Origin of the sequence: Gilliamella sp. B3482, assembly GCF_026536805.1 — a bacterium.
GTDB lineage: Bacteria > Pseudomonadota > Gammaproteobacteria > Enterobacterales > Orbaceae > Gilliamella > Gilliamella apicola_E.
Genome location: NZ_JAFNNL010000004.1, coordinates 61,984 through 78,458 on the forward strand (window position 1 = coordinate 61,984; position 16,475 = coordinate 78,458).

A 16,475-nucleotide genomic window follows, 5' to 3' on the forward strand; every position below is an offset into this window, starting at 1 on the left:
ATTATTATATTGCCGGCAAATTATACCTAATATTGGTTTAATTGAAATCATAAATATGCAAAATCAATTAAAATTTTGTGTGGTAAATCGCAATATTTTTCTAAACCAGTAAAAAATGACTTATATTCACTATAATCCAGAATATTATTAAATTGATATTCTTATTTATGACTATTTTTAATCCATTAATTAGCTCAAAAACCCCGTTCCTCAACTTTTTTCTGAATGATGATGCGATGTATTTTATGTAATATGCCTTTGGTGTTATCTCACCATGGAATTTGCAGTCAATGTATAGAAAACTTACCGAAGCTTAATAAAGTTTGCCATCAATGCTGCCTTCCTCACTCATTATCAACAAATGAATGTTATCGATGCCGAGAGAAAAGACCTTATTGGGATGAAATGGTGGCTGTAACAGGCTATATCGATCCATTAAAAAAATTAATTCAACATTTAAAATTTCATAATAAAATCGAATTAACCAACGCATTAGCTAGGTTAATGTTTTTAGCCTGGTATCAACGTCGATTAAGTGATGGTCTTGCTAAACCTGACATTGTGACTTGTGTCCCTTTACACCATTTTCGTTATTGGTCTAGAGGTTTTAATCAAGCGGCATTATTGGCTAAGCCAATAGCTAGATGGTTAAATCGAGAATTTAAGCCTTACCTATTGTCGCGAAAATTTGCAGCTCGCGATCAGAAGAACCTATCGCTTAAGCAAAGAATGAGTAATGTAGAAACACTTTTTCGATGTCACTCTGATTTAACCAATCAATCGGTAATGCTTATTGATGATATTGTTACTACCGGTAATACGATAAATGTTATTAGCCAGCAATTAAAAGAGAGTGGTGCCGCTTATGTGCAGGTAGTTTGTTTGTGTCGGACCGTCTTGTAAAATCCAAAACACCCCCTATAATAACCAAGAGAGTAAGCCAACTATTATCGATGATGTTGAGGATTATCAATGTCAATCGTGTCAAAGTGAGGGATTATGTCTATTATTACCATTTCTGAATCAGCTCAACAACATTTTAAAAAATTGCTTGCTAATCAGCCTGATGGTACTCAAATTCGGGTTTTTGTTATTAATCCTGGCACGCCATCTGCTGAATGTGGGGTTTCCTATTGTCCTGCAGATACTGTTGAAGATGGTGATATCGAAGAAGAACAACAAGCAGGTTTTTCTGTTTATATCGATGAAATTAGTGCACCTTTTTTAGAAGAAACCGTGATTGATTATGTGACAGATGAATTAGGTTCACAGTTAACTTTAAAAGCGCCAAATTCAAAAATGAAAAAGGTTGCGGATGATGCCCCATTAATTGAGCGCGTTAATTATGTTATTCAAGCTCAGGTTAATCCTCAATTAGCTAGTCATGGTGGCCATGTTAGCTTAGTGGAATTGACTGAAGATAATTATGCTATATTGCAATTTGGTGGTGGTTGTAATGGTTGTTCAATGGTTGATTTTACTTTAAAAGAGGGTATTGAAAAGCAATTGCTTGCGGAATTCCCTGAATTAGCAGGCGTTAAAGATATTACTGAACATCAAGCGGGAAGCCATTCTTATTGTTAAAAATTTTTCGATTTAAATCTTGCTTATTGCTGGGATTAAGTCATAATCGCATGATGTCTGCCAATTCACTTTATGATGGGGTTTTATGAATCAAGTTAGTATTATTTCAGATCTTATCGTTTGGATTGAAAAAAATTTGGAGCAGCCCTTATCTATTGATAATGTTGCCCAAAAATCAGGTTATTCAAAGTGGCATTTACAACGGATGTTTAAAGAAGTAACCGGTCAAGTGCTCGGTACTTATATTCGTCACCGCAGATTAACTTATGCGGCATTATCTTTGCGAATGACAAGCAAACCTATTTTAGATATTGCTATGCAATATCGTTTTGATTCACAACAAACTTTTACGCGATCGTTTAAAAAACAATTTAATGAGACACCCGCGAGTTATCGCCGTGGTGAATTTTGGGATCCAACTGGCTTAACCCCGGCTATTGAATTAAATAAAAATCGACTCTCTTTACCTGAACCTAAATTTGTTAATATGCCAAAGCAAACATTTTGGGGAATTTCATATAAGAATAACTGTAATTTGAGCCAAATTTTAGATGAAGAAAATAAATTAAGATCGCAGTTTTTTCATAATTATCTTTCTCATTATGAGAACAAAAGTGAATGTTTACCCGATAAAATCTTTGCTTTTAGTCGTATTTTAAAAAGTAAAGATAATGCTAATGAACAAGAACTTTTATATACCATTGCTTTAGATCACAATAACAATTTGGAGCATATTGAGCCTTTTGTTAGTGAAGGTGGTTTATATCTTTGTTTTAAATATATCGGTCCACCAGAAAATTTTAGTGATTTTATTTCTCAAGTCCATTTAGCGGCGATGCCAGCCTTAAAAGTGCGATTGCGTAGTTCAAGCTGTTTAATTGAAATCCATCATAATCACCATGATGATTCTGTAAAATGTTTTGAAGATATCCTTAGCATGGAATGTGATTATTGTGTCCCTGTTGTGGCGGATGAAGAAGTCAATATTCAATCAAACCTATCGTTATAACATGCTATCGTCATGAATATTGACGATAGTTTTTAGTCATTAGAGTTCAATAAAATCTTTTCTAGCCATGCTTTAAATTCAGGTGTTGCTTCTTTTAAACTGTTTGAACCTCGGGTGACTGTTGCAATACCGATTTTCAGTTGATCTTTAAGCTGGCGCTGATTAATTGATCCATCAAGTAATGAGCGTACAATTTTGACTCGTGTAATTAAAGCATCACGTTCATCAGATGTCATCAGTAGTTTTAAAATATCTAATGAATAACCGTTATTAAATGCTTGGTGTAATATTTCAACCGTTTGGTTCCATTCTTTAGTTTTCATGTAATGCACCATTAGTATTGTCTATTAAATTCTTTTTTTGTCAGTATATGTGGGGTTTGTTCCCCTAAAATGTGCTGATAAATATAATCATATACTAATACACTTTTGACATAATTTCGTGTTTCATTGAAAGGAATACTTTCAATAAATTCGACTGCATCAAGCTTTCCGTTGCTATTATTCAACCATTTTTTTACTCGGCTTGGACCTGCATTATAGGCTGCTGAAGATAAAATACGGTTGTTATCATTTTGTAAATAAACGCTGTTTAGAAAATAAGTGCCTAATTGTACATTCGTCATAGGCTCAAATAATTGGTTTGGTGAATTATAGCTAATGTTGGTAACTTTTTTGGCCGTTTCTCTTGCTGTTGCTGGCATTAATTGCATTAAACCACTTGCGCCAACAGGAGACTGTATTGCTGTATCAAAAGCACTTTCTTGACGCGTGATGGCTAAAGCGTAAGATAGCGGAATAGCTTTATCTTTTAAAGCTTCATTATATAGCTTTTTGTACATGATTGGTAATCGTTCTGTCCAATTATCCCATAATTTTCCAGATATTGTTGCTTGAATACTAAGATCTCCCCAACCCTTATGGTAAGCATATTGAGCTAAATCGAGATACTCATTTTCTTTTGCTTTAAGTATGTAACGCCATTCTTGTTTTGATTCCGCTAGCATACCTAAAAACCTTAGCTCTTTGATTCGAATGGCAAATGGTTTTTGATCATATTTGGCTTTCAAAGAATTGACTTCTGTAGTTGATAGTTTTTTAGATAAATTATTGATTATATATGGTTGATTGAGTGCTTGAGCACTGATCATTCCATAAAAACCTCGGTTGTGGCTTAATGTTTTTAGAATATTTTTAGCTTCATTGGTTTTCTTATTTTTAAGTAATACTCTGGCTTGCCAGTATTGCCATTCTTCTTTTAATTGGTCTTCTGGCTTTAATTGTTTTATCCAATGAGCAATATCTTTGTAGTTATTTGCATCAATAGCCATGCGAATACGCTTTTCAACTAATGCAGTATCATGGCTTTTAGTTAGGTAATTATCTCGCCATTTGCTCTGTTCTGTTGTTACTGAATCACTAAAATAGCTATTTGCTAAGCTACTTTGTAATCTATTTTGTTCCTCATCAGTTAGATTCTGTTTTTTTATCAGTTGTGGTAACAATGCTGCCGCAAGATTTTTGTCGGCTTTGACCAAACGAGGGTAAGATGCTAAGACTATTTTTTTGGTAAATGTGCTGGTTTTAATGTTTTTGGAAAATTCATCAAGTTTTCTTGGATTATCAAGCACGGCCAATAAATAATTTGTTTGATTATTGTCATCTAATAAGTTGGTTAAATGACGAGCGAGTTTTAAATTATTGCTTTCAAATGCGAGTTCAATACGAGATAAAATAAGATTTGATGTACGTTTTCCACTTTTTGACCATGCATCCAACAATGGATCACAGGCTGAAGGCAATTCTTTACCCGTTAACCATAGCGATTCGACACTATTTAAAACCGATTTGTCATTATTTTTTTGTAATTTTGCATATTGATATCGACAAGTGGAGCTAATTGAATTGTCTTTAGGAAAGGAGACTATGGCATTCCAATCTTTGCGATTTGATAGTTCATTCAAATAAGCTTGAGTTAATGATGAAGTTAATGGAAAGTCATCATATTTTTTTACAAAATTACTGACGAGTTGTGGTGGTACCGTTTTGATATTTTTTTGAAAAAACTGCACAGCCGCATAAGGATAAAGTGAGTAATTATTTAATTGTTTTAGTAATGCTTGTTGCTCATCATAGTTTAATGATTGATAAGTGTTTTGCCATCTTTGATAATTTTGGCGCAACTCATGTTGTGATGCTTCTACAAATAGACTGTTTGCCAATAAAGTGCTTGATATTAAACACCAACGTATTACTAAATTCATTCCTTAACTCCAGTATCAAATCAGCCTATTAGATTAGCATATTTGGTTATATTTCGTCGATGATGAACTGATAACTTAATTCCCACTAAAATAGTCAACTAAATACTTGACTAAAATTAAAGGATATATAAAATATTTATTATTAAATATAGAGGAATGATTAATGAAATTGACATCAAAAGGGCGTTATGCGGTTACAGCTATGTTAGATGTAGCGCTGCATTCTGGTTCCGGCCCTGTATCACTTGCTGATATTTCAGAACGTCAGGAAATTTCACTATCTTATTTAGAACAACTTTTTTCTAGGTTGCGTAAAAATGGTCTAGTCTCAAGTGTAAGAGGTCCTGGCGGTGGTTATGTACTTGGCCGTAGTATGGATCAAATTGCGATTAGTTCGATTGTTAAAGCAGTAGACGAAACTGTTCATGCAACCAAATGCCATGGGCATACTGGATGTCAAAAAGGTGTAAGATGCCTTACTCATAGTTTATGGAATGATTTAAGTGAACGAATAAACGATTTTTTGACCAGCATCACGTTAAGCGAACTAGTGAATAATCAAGAAGTAAGAGCTGTCGCAAATCGACAAAGTCATCTCCATCACGCCAGAATTAATTAAAGAAATAGAATACAGAATTTGTAATTGGGAGTAATTAATGAAATTACCTATTTATATGGATTATGCAGCCACTACGCCTGTTGATCCAAGAGTAGCTGAAAAAATGATGCAGTATTTAACACCGGATGGTGTTTTTGGAAATCCCGCTTCACGTTCTCATAAATTTGGTTGGCAAGCAGAAGAAGCTGTTGACATAGCACGTAACCAAATTGCTGATTTAATTGGTGCAGATTCACGAGAAATTGTTTTTACATCAGGAGCGACAGAAGCAGATAACTTAGCCATTAAAGGTGCAGCACATTTCAATCAAGCTAAAGGTAAACACATTATTACCTGTAAAACTGAACATAAAGCCGTACTTGATACTTGTCGTCAATTAGAACGAGAAGGTTATGAAGTTACTTATTTAGCGCCAGAATCAGATGGTATACTTAACCTTGATAAATTAGCTGCGGCAATGCGTAGTGATACAACAGTGGTATCTATTATGCACGTTAATAATGAAACTGGCGTTATTCAAGATATCGAAAAAATTGGTGAGATGTGTCGTGAAAGAGGTATTGTATTTCATGTTGATGCAACCCAAAGTGTTGGTAAGTTGCCAATTGATCTGTCTAAATTAAAAGTCGATCTTATGTCATTTTCTGGACATAAAATCTATGGACCAAAAGGGATTGGTGGACTTTATGTTAGACGTAAACCTCGTGTGCGCATTGAAGCTCAAATGCATGGTGGAGGTCATGAACGCGGTATGCGCTCTGGTACATTACCAGTTCATCAAATTGTTGGTATGGGCGAAGCTTATCGCATAGCCAAAGAAGAAATGGCTACAGAAATGCCCCGCCTTTTGGCATTAAAAAACCGTTTATGGAATGGTTTAAAAGATATCGAAGAAGTCTACCTTAATGGTTCATTAGAACATAGTGTTCCTAATATCTTAAATGTAAGCTTTGCTTATATTGAAGGTGAATCACTTATGATGGCTTTAAAAGACTTAGCAGTATCATCAGGTTCTGCATGTACATCTGCAAGTTTAGAACCATCTTATGTATTGCGAGCATTAGGACTTAACGATGAACTTGCACATAGCTCAATTCGATTCTCACTTGGGCGATTTAGTACCGAAGAAGAAGTGGATTATGTTATTAAGCTAATTAAAGATTCTATCGGTAAATTAAGAGATCTTTCTCCACTTTGGGAAATGTTTAAAGATGGTGTTGATCTAACAAAAATTAAGTGGTCAGCCCATTAAAATTAGGAGCAAATTATGGCATACAGTGATAAAGTCGTCGATCATTATGAAAATCCCCGCAATGTTGGCTCTTTCGATCAAAATGATCCTAATGTCGGTAGTGGAATGGTTGGCGCCCCAGCGTGTGGCGATGTAATGCGATTACAAATCAAAGTTAATGATGATGGTATTATTGAAGATGCTAAATTCAAAACTTATGGTTGTGGTAGCGCCATTGCTTCAAGTTCATTAGTGACTGAATGGATCAAAGGTAAATCGTTAGATGAAGCTGAAGCGATTAAAAACACAGATATCGCTAAAGAACTTGCCTTGCCACCAGTTAAAATTCACTGTTCAATTTTAGCCGAAGACGCAATTAAAGCGGCAATTGATGATTATAAATCCAAAAAAGGACAACGTTGATGGCAATCACATTAACTAATAATGCAGCCAATCGAGTTCAAGCTTTCTTAGCTAATAGAGGTAAAGGGGTTGGACTCAGATTAGGCGTGAGAACCTCTGGTTGCTCAGGTATGGCTTATGTCCTAGAATTTGCTGATGCTATTAATGACGATGATAGTGTATTTGAAGATAAAGATATCAAAGTTATCGTTGATAAAAAGAGCTTAGTTTATATTGATGGAACAGAGCTTGATTTTGTCAAAGAAGGCCTAAACGAAGGCTTTAAATTCAATAATCCTAATTCTAAGAATGAATGCGGTTGTGGCGAAAGCTTTAATGTTTAGTTGGGACATGAATTTTGACTAATTATTTTGAATTATTTCAATTACCGATTAAATTGCCAATTGATAATGGTCAGTTAACGGTCAACTATCAACAGTTACAACGGCAATATCATCCTGATAATTTCGCTCAGGTAGCTGATAATGAAAAAGTGGCAATTATTCAGAAGTCGGCAATGATTAATGATGGCTATCAAACATTAAAAAATCCGATAAAAGCGGCTGAATATTTGTTATCTTTGCAGGGATTTAATGTCGCTACAGAACAGAATATTATTCACGATGCTGATTTTTTAATGGAACAATTCAGTTTGCGAGAAAAATTGGATGATATTGAAAGCCAAAATAATCTCGATCTTTTAGATAATTTTTATTCGGAAATTTCAGAACGAAAAAAACAAGTCTATCAACAATTATTGGATTATATTTCGAAACAAGATTGGCAAACCGCACTTAATCAAATCTATAAAATCCGTTATCTGGCTAGGTTGATTGAACAAATCGAAAAGTTACAAGAAAAGCAATTTGCTTTATAATTTAAGATTAAGTCACACATCAATTAGAGATAGATCAAATGGTATTATTACAGATTAGTGAACCAGGGCAAACACCAGAACCTCACCAGCGTCGTGTAGCAATTGGTATCGATCTTGGAACAACTAATTCCTTAGTCGCAACAGTTCGTAGCGGACAATCCGAAGTATTGCCTGATTTAGAAGGCGATGCCTTATTGCCTTCAGTTGTGCATTATGGTGTTGATCATGATGATAATACTATTATAACTGTCGGAAGAAATGCTAAAACTAATGCGGCAAGTGATCCATTAAATACTGTTAGTTCTATAAAACGTTTAATGGGAAGAAGCTTATCTGATATTGATATTTCGCGTTTTCCTTATACGTTTTCCCAAACTGATAATGGTGTTCCTTTATTAAATTTACCTAATCAACAAGTTAATCCTGTACAAGTTTCATCTGAAATTTTGATTGCTTTAGCTGAACGTGCTAAGCAGAGTTTCGCAAGTGAAATTGATGGGGCGGTAATAACCGTACCGGCTTATTTTGATGATGCGCAAAGACAAGCAACTAAAGATGCAGCTAAATTAGCTGGACTGCATGTTTTAAGATTATTGAATGAACCAACTGCTGCCGCGATTGCTTATGGTTTAGATTCAGGCAAAGAAGGGGTGATTGCAGTTTATGATTTAGGTGGTGGTACGTTTGATATTTCTATCTTGCGCTTATATAAAGGAGTATTTGAAGTTTTAGCAACGGGGGGTGATTCTGCGCTTGGCGGTGATGATTTTGACCGACTACTTGCAGATTATTTAAAAAGACAAGTCGGTTTAGAAAATAACACTGATCCCCATATCAACCAAAAAATTATTGATGAAGCGGTTAAAGTCAAAATTGCACTAAGCCAGAAAGATTCTGTTTTAGTCAACATAGAAGGTCAATCTTTAACTATAACGCGTGAGCAATTTGAAACGCTAATTGAACCTTTAGTCAAACGAACGTTGGCGGTTTGTCGTCGAGCATTAAAAGATGCTCAAATTAATGTTGAAGAAGTTAGTGAAGTTGTGATGGTCGGTGGTTCAACACGAGTGCCATTAGTAAGACAATTGGTTGGTCAATATTTTGAAACCGAACCTTTAACTTCAATAGATCCAGATAAAGTTGTTGCCATTGGTGCAGCAATACAGGCGGATATACTGGTTGGCAATAAGCCTGATTCGGATATGTTATTGCTTGACGTGATTCCTTTATCATTAGGTATTGAAACGATGGGCGATTTAGTAGAAAAAATCATCCCTCGTAATAGCACAATACCGTGTGCGAGAGCGCAAGAATTTACCACATTTAAAGATGGCCAAACGGCTATGATGATTCATGTTTTACAAGGTGAACGAGAAAGTGTTAATGATTGTCGATCATTAGCAAAATTTACTTTAAGGGGCATTCCTCCTATGCCAGCAGGTGGAGCTCATATTCGAGTTACCTTTCAAGTTGACGCTGATGGCCTATTAAGTGTCACTGCAATGGAAAAATCGACAGGAGTTGAGGCTGCAATTCAAGTTAAACCATCTTATGGACTGACAGAAAATGAAATTGCGACCATGATTCAAGATTCAATCAATTATGCAAATCAAGATAAACAAATAAGAATGCTTGCAGAGCAGAAAGTGGAAGCAGCACGAGTTCTTGAAACATTGCAAAGTGCTTTAGATAAAGATGCCGATTTATTAGATGAAGAGGAACTTAACCTCATATTACAGGCTAAAAATCAATTACAGCAAGCGACTGGATCTGATGATTATTATTTGATTGAGCAAGAAATTAAACATGTTGATAATGCAACGCAAACTTTTGCAGCAAAACGCATGAATAGATCAATACGCCATGCCTTAACCGGGCATAGCGTTGATGATATTTAACCAATGAGATTATTATGCCAAAAATTACCTTTTTACCAAATGCTGATCTTTGTCCTGAAGGAAAAACTGTTGAGGCAGAAGAAGGCGAATCTATTTTAGAAGTTGCTTTGCGCAATGACATTGAAATTGAACATGCTTGTGAGATGTCTTGTGCTTGTTCAACTTGCCACTGTATAGTTCGAAAAGGATTTGATTCACTTGAAGAGAGTGATGAACAAGAAGATGACATGCTCGATAAAGCTTGGGGCGTTGAGCCTCATAGCCGTTTAAGTTGTCAAGCTCGAGTGACCGACGAAGACCTTGAAGTCGAAATTCCAAGATATAGCTTAAATCACGCCAAAGAAGATCATTAATTAGTCGCCTTTATGGCGACGTGATTTCCTTAAAAACCCCGTTCCTCAACTTTTTTGATAGCTATTAATGATCATATTTTCTCTATCTGTATGATAATTAATACTTGATGTTGATTAACTAACGGGGTATAATCCCGCCACTTTGTTTATTGTCTTTATGTAAGCAAATGAGTAAAAAGATATAATCTTTATGTAAAAATATTGAATTATATCAACAATATTCCCGATTTGGGAATTACGAAAAAGAACGGATTACACTCTCCTGTCAATCGAAACAGGGCAAGAGGAGTAATCTTTTGTTATAACTTTTAAATAGTGGAGCTCTGGTCTCATGTCGAACCAAAGAATCCGTATTCGGTTAAAAGCGTTTGATCATCGTTTGATTGATCAATCAACTGCTGAAATTGTAGAAACTGCGAAGCGCACAGGCGCACAAGTTCGTGGTCCTATTCCATTACCGACACGCAAAGAACGTTTCACCGTATTGATTTCTCCGCACGTAAATAAAGATGCGCGTGATCAATATGAGATTCGTACTCACAAACGTCTAGTTGATATCGTTGAGCCAACTGAAAAAACAGTTGATGCTTTAATGCGTCTAGACCTTGCTGCCGGTGTTGATGTGCAGATCAGTTTAGGTTAATCCTAAGCTGAATGATTGAGAGGTCTAAACAATGATTGGTTTAATCGGTCGTAAAGTAGGAATGACACGAATCTTCACCGAAGAGGGTGTTTCTATTCCTGTCACCGTAGTTGAAGTTCAAAGCAACCGCGTTACTCAAGTTAAAACGCTTGAGAATGATGGTTATCAAGCTATTCAGGTTACTACTGGCAGCAAAAAAGCAAGCCGCGTAAATAAACCTGAAGCAGGTCATTTCGCTAAGGCTGGCGTTGAAGCTGGTCGTGGTCTATGGGAATTCCGTTTTGAAGAAGGCGAATATACTGTAGGTCAAAGCATTAACGTTGATATTTTTACAGACGTTAAAAAAGTTGATGTTACTGGAACATCTAAAGGTAAAGGTTTTGCTGGCGTAACTAAACGTTGGAATTTCCGTACTCAAGATGCAACACATGGTAACTCTTTGGCACACCGTGGTCATGGCTCTATCGGTCAAAACCAAACTCCAGGTAAAGTGTTCAAAGGTCGTAAAATGGCAGGTCACCTAGGTAATGAACGTGTAACTGTTCAAAACTTAGATATTGTGCGTGTTGATGCAGAACGTAACCTTTTATTAATTAAAGGTGCAGTACCAGGCGCAATCAATAGTGACGTAATTGTTAAACCGGCAATCAAGGCTTAACGTCGAGGAGATAGAGATGGAATTAGTAGTAAAAGACGCGCAAGCGCTTTCTGTTTCCGAAACTACCTTCGGACGTGAGTTTAATGAAGCGTTAGTTCACCAAGTAGTTGTTGCTTATGCATCTGCTGCTCGTCAAGGCTCTCGCGCACAAAAAACTCGTGCAGAAATCGCTGGTTCAGGCAAAAAACCATGGCGTCAAAAAGGCACTGGTCGTGCTCGTTCAGGTTCTATTAAGAGCCCAATCTGGCGTAGTGGTGGTGTAACATTTGCAGCAAAACCACAAGATCATAGCCAAAAAGTTAACCGTAAAATGTATCGTGGTGCATTAAAGAGTATTTTCTCTGAATTAGTGCGTCAAGAACGTTTAATCGTGGTTGAAACATTTACTGTTGAAGCACCTAAGACTAAATTATTAACTCAGAAATTAAATGATATGAACTTAAATGATGTTCTAATCATTACCTCTGAAGTTGATGAAAATCTTTTCTTAGCAGCACGTAACTTATATAAAGTTGATGTGCGTGATGTGGCAGGTATTGATCCAGTTAGTTTGATTGCATTTGACAAAGTGGTTATCACTGTTGATGCCGTTAAACAAGTAGAGGAGATGTTAGCATGATTCGTGAAGAGCGTCTGCTTAAAGTCCTGCGAGCACCACATGTTTCTGAAAAAGCATCTATTTCAATGGAAAAAACAAATACATTAGTATTAAAAGTTGCTAAAGATGCTACTAAGAGAGAGATTAAAGCCGCAGTTGAACAACTATTTGAAGTTAAAGTAGATGACGTAAATACTCTTGTTGTTAAAGGCAAAGTAAAACGTCGTGGTCAACAAATCGGTCGCCGTAGCGACTGGAAAAAAGCTTACGTTACTTTAGCAGAAGGTCAAAACTTAGACCTTGCTGGCGTCGCTGAGTAATTCGGAGGAGTAAGAACAATGGCAGTTGTTAAGTGTAAACCTACATCTCCGGGTCGTCGCCACGTTGTTAAAGTGGTTAACCCAGAGTTGCATAAAGGTAAGCCTTATGCACCGTTGCTTGATTCAAAAAGCAAAACTGGTGGTCGCAATAATAATGGTCGTATCACTACCCGTCATATCGGTGGTGGTCATAAACAACATTATCGTATTGTCGACTTTAAGCGTAATAAAGATGGTATTCCAGCAGTTGTTGAACGTTTGGAATATGATCCGAACCGTAGTGCAAATATTGCATTGGTTCTATATAAAGACGGTGAACGTCGTTATATTTTAGCGCCTAAAGGCTTAAAAGCAGGTGATCAGATCCAATCTGGTGTTGATGCATCAATTAAAACAGGTAACTGTTTACCGATGCGCAATATTCCAGTCGGTTCTACCGTGCATAATATTGAAATGAAACCAGGTAAAGGCGGACAACTTGCTCGCTCTGCTGGTAGTTATGTTCAAATCGTTGCTCGTGATGGTGCTTATGTAACATTACGTCTACGTTCAGGTGAAATGCGTAAAGTATTATCTGATTGCCGCGCCACTATTGGTGAAGTGGGTAATTCAGAACATATGCTTCGCGTATTAGGTAAAGCGGGTGCTTCGCGTTGGCGTGGTGTTCGTCCTACTGTTCGTGGTACAGCAATGAACCCGGTAGACCATCCACATGGTGGTGGTGAAGGTCGTAACTTTGGTAAACATCCTGTGTCTCCATGGGGTCAAAAAGCCAAAGGATTGAAAACGCGTAGCAACAAACGTACTGATAAGTATATTGTTCGCCGTCGCAATAAGAAATAATTAATATAGAGGATTAGCTATGCCACGTTCTCTCAAGAAGGGTCCTTTTATTGACCTACACTTGCTGAAGAAGGTAGAGAAAGCGGTGGAAAGCGGGGACAAGAAACCAATTCGTACTTGGTCCCGTCGTTCAACGATCTTTCCTAACATGATCGGTTTGACCATCGCTGTCCATAATGGTCGTCAGCACGTTCCAGTTTATGTTTCCGACGAAATGGTTGGTCATAAATTGGGTGAATTCGCGCCGACTCGTACTTATCGCGGCCACGCTGCGGATAAGAAAGCTAAGAAGAAATAAGTAGGAGAAAGAGATGGAAACAATTGCAAAGTACCGCCACGCTCGTTCTTCTGCACAAAAAGTTCGCTTAGTTGCAGATCTTGTTCGCGGTAAAAAAGTGTCTCAGGCACTTGATATTTTAACGTACACCAATAAAAAAGCGGCTGTACTGGTTAAAAAAGTATTAGAGTCTGCTATTGCTAATGCAGAGCATAACGATGGTGCTGATATTGATGATCTGAAAGTTGCGAAAATTTTCGTAGACGAAGGCCCAACCATGAAGCGTATTATGCCTCGTGCAAAAGGTCGTGCAGATCGAATTTTGAAGCGTACGAGTCACATCACCGTGATCGTCTCTGATCGCTAGGCTGGAGAATAGCAATGGGTCAAAAAGTAAATCCAAATGGTATCCGACTAGGCATCGTCAAGCCTTGGACATCTACATGGTATTCGGGTACAAAGACATTCGCTGATAATTTAGAAAGTGATTTTAGAGTGCGTGAATTCTTAAATAAAGAATTAGCACAAGCATCTATCTCTAAAATTGTGATCGACCGTTCAGCAGAAACTAACGTTCGCATTACTATTCACACTGCTCGTCCAGGTATTGTGATTGGTAAAAAAGGTGAGGACGTTGAAAAATTACGTAATGCCGTAGCTTCTATTGTCAATAAATACAAAGACAAAAGAGAGAAACGTGATGTTGCAGTACAAATTAATATTGCTGAAGTTCGTAAACCAGAACTTGACGCTAAATTAGTTGCTGACAGTATTACCTCTCAGTTAGAACGCCGTGTTATGTTCCGTCGCGCTATGAAACGTGCGGTTCAAAACGCAATGAAAGCGGGTGCTAAAGGTATCAAAGTTGAAGTAAGTGGTCGTTTAGGCGGCGCTGAAATCGCTCGTAGTGAATGGTATCGTGAAGGTCGTGTGCCTCTACATACTCTACGTGCTGATATCGATTATGGTACATCTGAAGCATTAACTACCTATGGTATTATTGGTGTTAAAGTGTGGATCTTCAAAGGTGAGATCCTTGGTGGTATGGCTGCCGTTGAACAAGCAGAAAAACAACCTGCTGCTCAACCGAAAAAGCAGCGCAAAGGCCGAAAACAATAAGGAGCGTCGCTGATGTTACAACCAAAGCGTACAAAATTCCGTAAAGTGCACAAGGGCCGCAATCGTGGTCTTGCTGTAAGTACTGACGTTAGTTTCGGTACATTCGGTCTTAAGGCTGTGGGTCGTGGTCGTTTGACTGCGCGCCAGATCGAAGCGGCACGTCGTGCAATGACTCGTGCAGTTAAGCGTCAAGGTAAAATCTGGATTCGAGTTTTCCCTGATAAACCAATTACTGAAAAACCACTTGAAGTGCGTATGGGTAAAGGTAAGGGTAACGTTGAATACTGGGTTGCTCAGATTCAACCAGGTAAAGTCCTTTATGAAATGGACGGTGTACCGGAAGAAGTTGCTCGTGAAGCATTTGCGTTGGCAGCTGCAAAACTGCCAATTAAAACCACCTTTGTGATTAAGACGGTGATGTAAATGAAAGCAAAAGAGCTACGCGAAAAAAGCGTTGAAGAGTTAAATACTGAACTTCTTAATTTATTACGTGAGCAATTTAACTTACGTATGCAATTAGCTGGGGGTCAGTTAACACAAACTCATATGTTAAAACAAGTGCGTCGTAATATTGCACGAGTTAAAACGTTATTAACTGAGAAGGCGGGTGCGTAATATGACTACTGAAGTAAAAATTCGTACTCAGCAAGGTCGTGTTATTAGCGACAAAATGGATAAATCTATTACTGTAGCTATTGAACGTAAAGTGAAGCATCCGTTATATGGTAAGTTCATTAAACGTACGACTAAATTGCATGTACATGATGAAAACAACGAGTGTGGTATTGGCGATACTGTTGAAATTAAAGAGTGTCGTCCATTATCAAAAACCAAATCTTGGACTCTTGTTCGAATCGTTGAAAAAGCAGTTAGTTAATCTTTTTTGATTAAAAACTGTACATAATTTAATAAGCGGCTCATCGGCCGTTTATTTTATGCTATCCATTTTATTTGAGTGGTGTTATACTATGCGCCCTCACATATGTGGGTTTTTGGTTGTCTATTCTTATCCATGGTAGTTGAGGTGGATGAAGGTAGATTAGACAATAATTAATTTATACGGAGCATTAAAATGATCCAAGAACAGACTAGGCTCGATGTTGCTGATAACTCTGGCGCACGTAGCGTAATGTGTATCAAGGTTCTCGGTGGATCGCATCGTCGTTATGCAGCTGTCGGTGATATCATCAAAGTTACCATTAAAGAAGCAATTCCACGTGGTAAAGTGAAAAAAGGTGATGTACTTAAAGCTGTAGTCGTGCGCACTAGAAAAGGTGTTCGTCGTCCTGATGGATCTGTCATTCGTTTCGATCGCAATGCTTGCGTTATTTTAAATAATAACAGTGAGCAACCGATTGGTACGCGTATTTTTGGACCGGTCACTCGTGAACTTCGTTCTGAGAAGTTTATGAAGATCATTTCATTAGCACCAGAAGTACTGTAAGGAGCGGGTAATGGCAGCTAAAATCCGTCGAGAAGATGAAGTTATCGTGTTAGCCGGTAAAGATAAAGGTAAACGCGGTAAAGTAAAAAGTGTTTTGTCTACTGGTAAAGTGATTGTTGAAGGTATTAATTTGGTGAAAAAACATCAAAAACCAGTACCTGCATTAAATCAAGAAGGTGGAATTGTTGAGAAAGAAGCGCCAATTAACGTTTCTAACGTAGCAATTTTTAACCAAGATACAGGCAAAGCAGATCGCGTAGGCTTTCGTTTTGAAGATGGAAAAAAAGTCCGTTTTTATAAGTCTACTAATAAATTAATCAATTAAGTAATTTGGAGT

The 16,475-nt window shown here is 37.3% G+C and carries 25 protein-coding genes; 23 read left to right on the top strand and 2 right to left on the bottom strand.

Going from position 1 to position 16,475, the window contains the following annotated elements; translation table 11 throughout:
- Positions 1–231: 231 nt before the first annotated feature.
- The 3 genes from J3U18_RS08025 (at position 232) to robA (ending at position 2,593) form a co-directional block, all read left to right on the top strand.
- The gene (locus J3U18_RS08025; protein WP_176713969.1) at positions 232–903 is read left to right on the top strand and encodes a phosphoribosyltransferase family protein; all 672 of its coding nucleotides are present in this window, start codon (positions 232–234) and stop codon (positions 901–903) included.
- Positions 904–1,005: 102 nt separating this feature from the next.
- The gene (nfuA, locus tag J3U18_RS08030; protein ID WP_065562971.1) at positions 1,006–1,584 is read left to right on the top strand and encodes a Fe-S biogenesis protein NfuA; all 579 of its coding nucleotides are present in this window, start codon (positions 1,006–1,008) and stop codon (positions 1,582–1,584) included.
- An 85-nt stretch (positions 1,585–1,669) separates the two neighbouring features.
- The gene (gene robA / locus J3U18_RS08035; RefSeq protein ID WP_065562955.1) at positions 1,670–2,593 is read left to right on the top strand and encodes an MDR efflux pump AcrAB transcriptional activator RobA; all 924 of its coding nucleotides are present in this window, start codon (positions 1,670–1,672) and stop codon (positions 2,591–2,593) included.
- A gap of 32 nt (positions 2,594–2,625) precedes the next feature.
- On the opposite strand, the gene trpR is transcribed toward robA, so the two are convergent.
- Positions 2,626–2,916 carry a trp operon repressor gene (trpR, locus tag J3U18_RS08040; protein WP_218058433.1) on the bottom strand — a complete coding sequence of 97 codons (291 nt, stop codon included), beginning with the start codon at positions 2,914–2,916 and terminating at the stop codon, positions 2,626–2,628.
- Positions 2,917–2,927: 11 nt separating this feature from the next.
- The gene (gene sltY / locus J3U18_RS08045) at positions 2,928–4,856 is read right to left on the bottom strand and encodes a murein transglycosylase (protein ID WP_267353571.1); all 1,929 of its coding nucleotides are present in this window, start codon (positions 4,854–4,856) and stop codon (positions 2,928–2,930) included.
- 163 nt (positions 4,857–5,019) lie between these two features.
- Here sltY and iscR point away from each other — a divergent pair, with 163 nt between their 5' ends.
- The 20 genes from iscR to rplX all read left to right on the top strand — a co-directional run bounded on the left by iscR (position 5,020) and on the right by rplX (position 16,463).
- Positions 5,020–5,475 carry a Fe-S cluster assembly transcriptional regulator IscR gene (gene iscR / locus J3U18_RS08050; RefSeq protein WP_065562952.1) on the top strand — a complete coding sequence of 152 codons (456 nt, stop codon included), beginning with the start codon at positions 5,020–5,022 and terminating at the stop codon, positions 5,473–5,475.
- A 37-nt stretch (positions 5,476–5,512) separates the two neighbouring features.
- Complete coding sequence (locus J3U18_RS08055; RefSeq protein WP_065734977.1) at positions 5,513–6,727, top strand: IscS subfamily cysteine desulfurase; 1,215 nt, start codon at positions 5,513–5,515, stop codon at positions 6,725–6,727.
- 15 nt (positions 6,728–6,742) lie between these two features.
- Complete coding sequence (gene iscU, locus J3U18_RS08060) at positions 6,743–7,129, top strand: Fe-S cluster assembly scaffold IscU (RefSeq protein ID WP_065562950.1); 387 nt, start codon at positions 6,743–6,745, stop codon at positions 7,127–7,129.
- Positions 7,129–7,452 carry an iron-sulfur cluster assembly protein IscA gene (iscA, locus tag J3U18_RS08065; RefSeq protein WP_267353573.1) on the top strand — a complete coding sequence of 108 codons (324 nt, stop codon included), beginning with the start codon at positions 7,129–7,131 and terminating at the stop codon, positions 7,450–7,452. The genes iscU and iscA overlap by 1 nt, the downstream gene beginning before the upstream one ends.
- Before the next feature lie 14 nt (positions 7,453–7,466).
- Positions 7,467–7,985 (top strand): Fe-S protein assembly co-chaperone HscB, encoded by a 519-nt coding sequence (gene hscB / locus J3U18_RS08070; protein WP_267353575.1) that lies wholly within the window; start codon positions 7,467–7,469, stop codon positions 7,983–7,985.
- A 38-nt stretch (positions 7,986–8,023) separates the two neighbouring features.
- A complete protein-coding gene (hscA, locus tag J3U18_RS08075; RefSeq protein WP_267353577.1) occupies positions 8,024–9,883 on the top strand; it encodes a Fe-S protein assembly chaperone HscA in 1,860 nt (619 codons plus the stop codon).
- Positions 9,884–9,897: 14 nt separating this feature from the next.
- Entirely contained in the window at positions 9,898–10,236 is a 339-nt protein-coding gene (gene fdx, locus J3U18_RS08080; protein WP_065562946.1) for an ISC system 2Fe-2S type ferredoxin, read from the top strand.
- A 331-nt stretch (positions 10,237–10,567) separates the two neighbouring features.
- Complete coding sequence (gene rpsJ, locus J3U18_RS08085; RefSeq protein WP_006120582.1) at positions 10,568–10,879, top strand: 30S ribosomal protein S10; 312 nt, start codon at positions 10,568–10,570, stop codon at positions 10,877–10,879.
- A gap of 31 nt (positions 10,880–10,910) precedes the next feature.
- On the top strand, positions 10,911–11,537 hold the full coding sequence (rplC, locus tag J3U18_RS08090) for a 50S ribosomal protein L3 (RefSeq protein ID WP_034902384.1): 627 nt from the start codon (positions 10,911–10,913) through the stop codon (positions 11,535–11,537).
- Between the two features lie 16 nt (positions 11,538–11,553).
- On the top strand, positions 11,554–12,156 hold the full coding sequence (gene rplD, locus J3U18_RS08095; protein WP_065562944.1) for a 50S ribosomal protein L4: 603 nt from the start codon (positions 11,554–11,556) through the stop codon (positions 12,154–12,156).
- Entirely contained in the window at positions 12,153–12,455 is a 303-nt protein-coding gene (rplW, locus tag J3U18_RS08100) for a 50S ribosomal protein L23 (RefSeq protein WP_034885052.1), read from the top strand. The genes rplD and rplW overlap by 4 nt, the downstream gene beginning before the upstream one ends.
- An 18-nt stretch (positions 12,456–12,473) precedes the next feature.
- Entirely contained in the window at positions 12,474–13,298 is an 825-nt protein-coding gene (rplB, locus tag J3U18_RS08105) for a 50S ribosomal protein L2 (RefSeq protein ID WP_065562943.1), read from the top strand.
- Between the two features lie 19 nt (positions 13,299–13,317).
- Positions 13,318–13,596, top strand: a complete 279-nt coding sequence (rpsS, locus tag J3U18_RS08110; protein ID WP_024496505.1) for a 30S ribosomal protein S19 — start codon at positions 13,318–13,320, stop codon at positions 13,594–13,596.
- 13 nt (positions 13,597–13,609) lie between these two features.
- Positions 13,610–13,942 (top strand): 50S ribosomal protein L22, encoded by a 333-nt coding sequence (gene rplV, locus J3U18_RS08115; RefSeq protein ID WP_034884235.1) that lies wholly within the window; start codon positions 13,610–13,612, stop codon positions 13,940–13,942.
- Between the two features lie 14 nt (positions 13,943–13,956).
- Complete coding sequence (rpsC, locus tag J3U18_RS08120) at positions 13,957–14,694, top strand: 30S ribosomal protein S3 (protein ID WP_065562942.1); 738 nt, start codon at positions 13,957–13,959, stop codon at positions 14,692–14,694.
- A gap of 12 nt (positions 14,695–14,706) precedes the next feature.
- Entirely contained in the window at positions 14,707–15,117 is a 411-nt protein-coding gene (gene rplP / locus J3U18_RS08125) for a 50S ribosomal protein L16 (RefSeq protein ID WP_025314389.1), read from the top strand.
- Positions 15,118–15,309, top strand: coding sequence for a 50S ribosomal protein L29 (gene rpmC, locus J3U18_RS08130; protein ID WP_034902373.1), 192 nt, complete (start codon positions 15,118–15,120; stop codon positions 15,307–15,309).
- 1 nt (position 15,310) lies between these two features.
- Entirely contained in the window at positions 15,311–15,571 is a 261-nt protein-coding gene (gene rpsQ, locus J3U18_RS08135; protein ID WP_025314391.1) for a 30S ribosomal protein S17, read from the top strand.
- Between the two features lie 195 nt (positions 15,572–15,766).
- Complete coding sequence (gene rplN, locus J3U18_RS08140; protein WP_025314392.1) at positions 15,767–16,138, top strand: 50S ribosomal protein L14; 372 nt, start codon at positions 15,767–15,769, stop codon at positions 16,136–16,138.
- Between the two features lie 10 nt (positions 16,139–16,148).
- The gene (gene rplX, locus J3U18_RS08145) at positions 16,149–16,463 is read left to right on the top strand and encodes a 50S ribosomal protein L24 (RefSeq protein WP_034884230.1); all 315 of its coding nucleotides are present in this window, start codon (positions 16,149–16,151) and stop codon (positions 16,461–16,463) included.
- Positions 16,464–16,475: the final 12 nt, after the last annotated feature.

What these genes read in the sequence shown, in the direction of transcription:
- J3U18_RS08025 (WP_176713969.1), top strand. Translation starts at nt 232, where the DNA reads ATGCGATGTATTTTATGTAATATGCCTTTGGTGTTATCTCACCATGGA.
- robA (WP_065562955.1), top strand. Translation starts at nt 1,670, where the DNA reads ATGAATCAAGTTAGTATTATTTCAGATCTTATCGTTTGGATTGAAAAA.
- trpR (WP_218058433.1), bottom strand. Translation starts at nt 2,916, where the DNA reads ATGAAAACTAAAGAATGGAACCAAACGGTTGAAATATTACACCAAGCA.
- sltY (WP_267353571.1), bottom strand. Translation starts at nt 4,856, where the DNA reads ATGAATTTAGTAATACGTTGGTGTTTAATATCAAGCACTTTATTGGCA.
- iscR (WP_065562952.1), top strand. Translation starts at nt 5,020, where the DNA reads ATGAAATTGACATCAAAAGGGCGTTATGCGGTTACAGCTATGTTAGAT.
- J3U18_RS08055 (WP_065734977.1), top strand. Translation starts at nt 5,513, where the DNA reads ATGAAATTACCTATTTATATGGATTATGCAGCCACTACGCCTGTTGAT.
- iscU (WP_065562950.1), top strand. Translation starts at nt 6,743, where the DNA reads ATGGCATACAGTGATAAAGTCGTCGATCATTATGAAAATCCCCGCAAT.
- iscA (WP_267353573.1), top strand. Translation starts at nt 7,129, where the DNA reads ATGGCAATCACATTAACTAATAATGCAGCCAATCGAGTTCAAGCTTTC.
- hscA (WP_267353577.1), top strand. Translation starts at nt 8,024, where the DNA reads ATGGTATTATTACAGATTAGTGAACCAGGGCAAACACCAGAACCTCAC.
- fdx (WP_065562946.1), top strand. Translation starts at nt 9,898, where the DNA reads ATGCCAAAAATTACCTTTTTACCAAATGCTGATCTTTGTCCTGAAGGA.
- rpsJ (WP_006120582.1), top strand. Translation starts at nt 10,568, where the DNA reads ATGTCGAACCAAAGAATCCGTATTCGGTTAAAAGCGTTTGATCATCGT.
- rplC (WP_034902384.1), top strand. Translation starts at nt 10,911, where the DNA reads ATGATTGGTTTAATCGGTCGTAAAGTAGGAATGACACGAATCTTCACC.
- rplD (WP_065562944.1), top strand. Translation starts at nt 11,554, where the DNA reads ATGGAATTAGTAGTAAAAGACGCGCAAGCGCTTTCTGTTTCCGAAACT.
- rplW (WP_034885052.1), top strand. Translation starts at nt 12,153, where the DNA reads ATGATTCGTGAAGAGCGTCTGCTTAAAGTCCTGCGAGCACCACATGTT.
- rplB (WP_065562943.1), top strand. Translation starts at nt 12,474, where the DNA reads ATGGCAGTTGTTAAGTGTAAACCTACATCTCCGGGTCGTCGCCACGTT.
- rpsS (WP_024496505.1), top strand. Translation starts at nt 13,318, where the DNA reads ATGCCACGTTCTCTCAAGAAGGGTCCTTTTATTGACCTACACTTGCTG.
- rplV (WP_034884235.1), top strand. Translation starts at nt 13,610, where the DNA reads ATGGAAACAATTGCAAAGTACCGCCACGCTCGTTCTTCTGCACAAAAA.
- rpsC (WP_065562942.1), top strand. Translation starts at nt 13,957, where the DNA reads ATGGGTCAAAAAGTAAATCCAAATGGTATCCGACTAGGCATCGTCAAG.
- rplP (WP_025314389.1), top strand. Translation starts at nt 14,707, where the DNA reads ATGTTACAACCAAAGCGTACAAAATTCCGTAAAGTGCACAAGGGCCGC.
- rpmC (WP_034902373.1), top strand. Translation starts at nt 15,118, where the DNA reads ATGAAAGCAAAAGAGCTACGCGAAAAAAGCGTTGAAGAGTTAAATACT.
- rpsQ (WP_025314391.1), top strand. Translation starts at nt 15,311, where the DNA reads ATGACTACTGAAGTAAAAATTCGTACTCAGCAAGGTCGTGTTATTAGC.
- rplN (WP_025314392.1), top strand. Translation starts at nt 15,767, where the DNA reads ATGATCCAAGAACAGACTAGGCTCGATGTTGCTGATAACTCTGGCGCA.
- rplX (WP_034884230.1), top strand. Translation starts at nt 16,149, where the DNA reads ATGGCAGCTAAAATCCGTCGAGAAGATGAAGTTATCGTGTTAGCCGGT.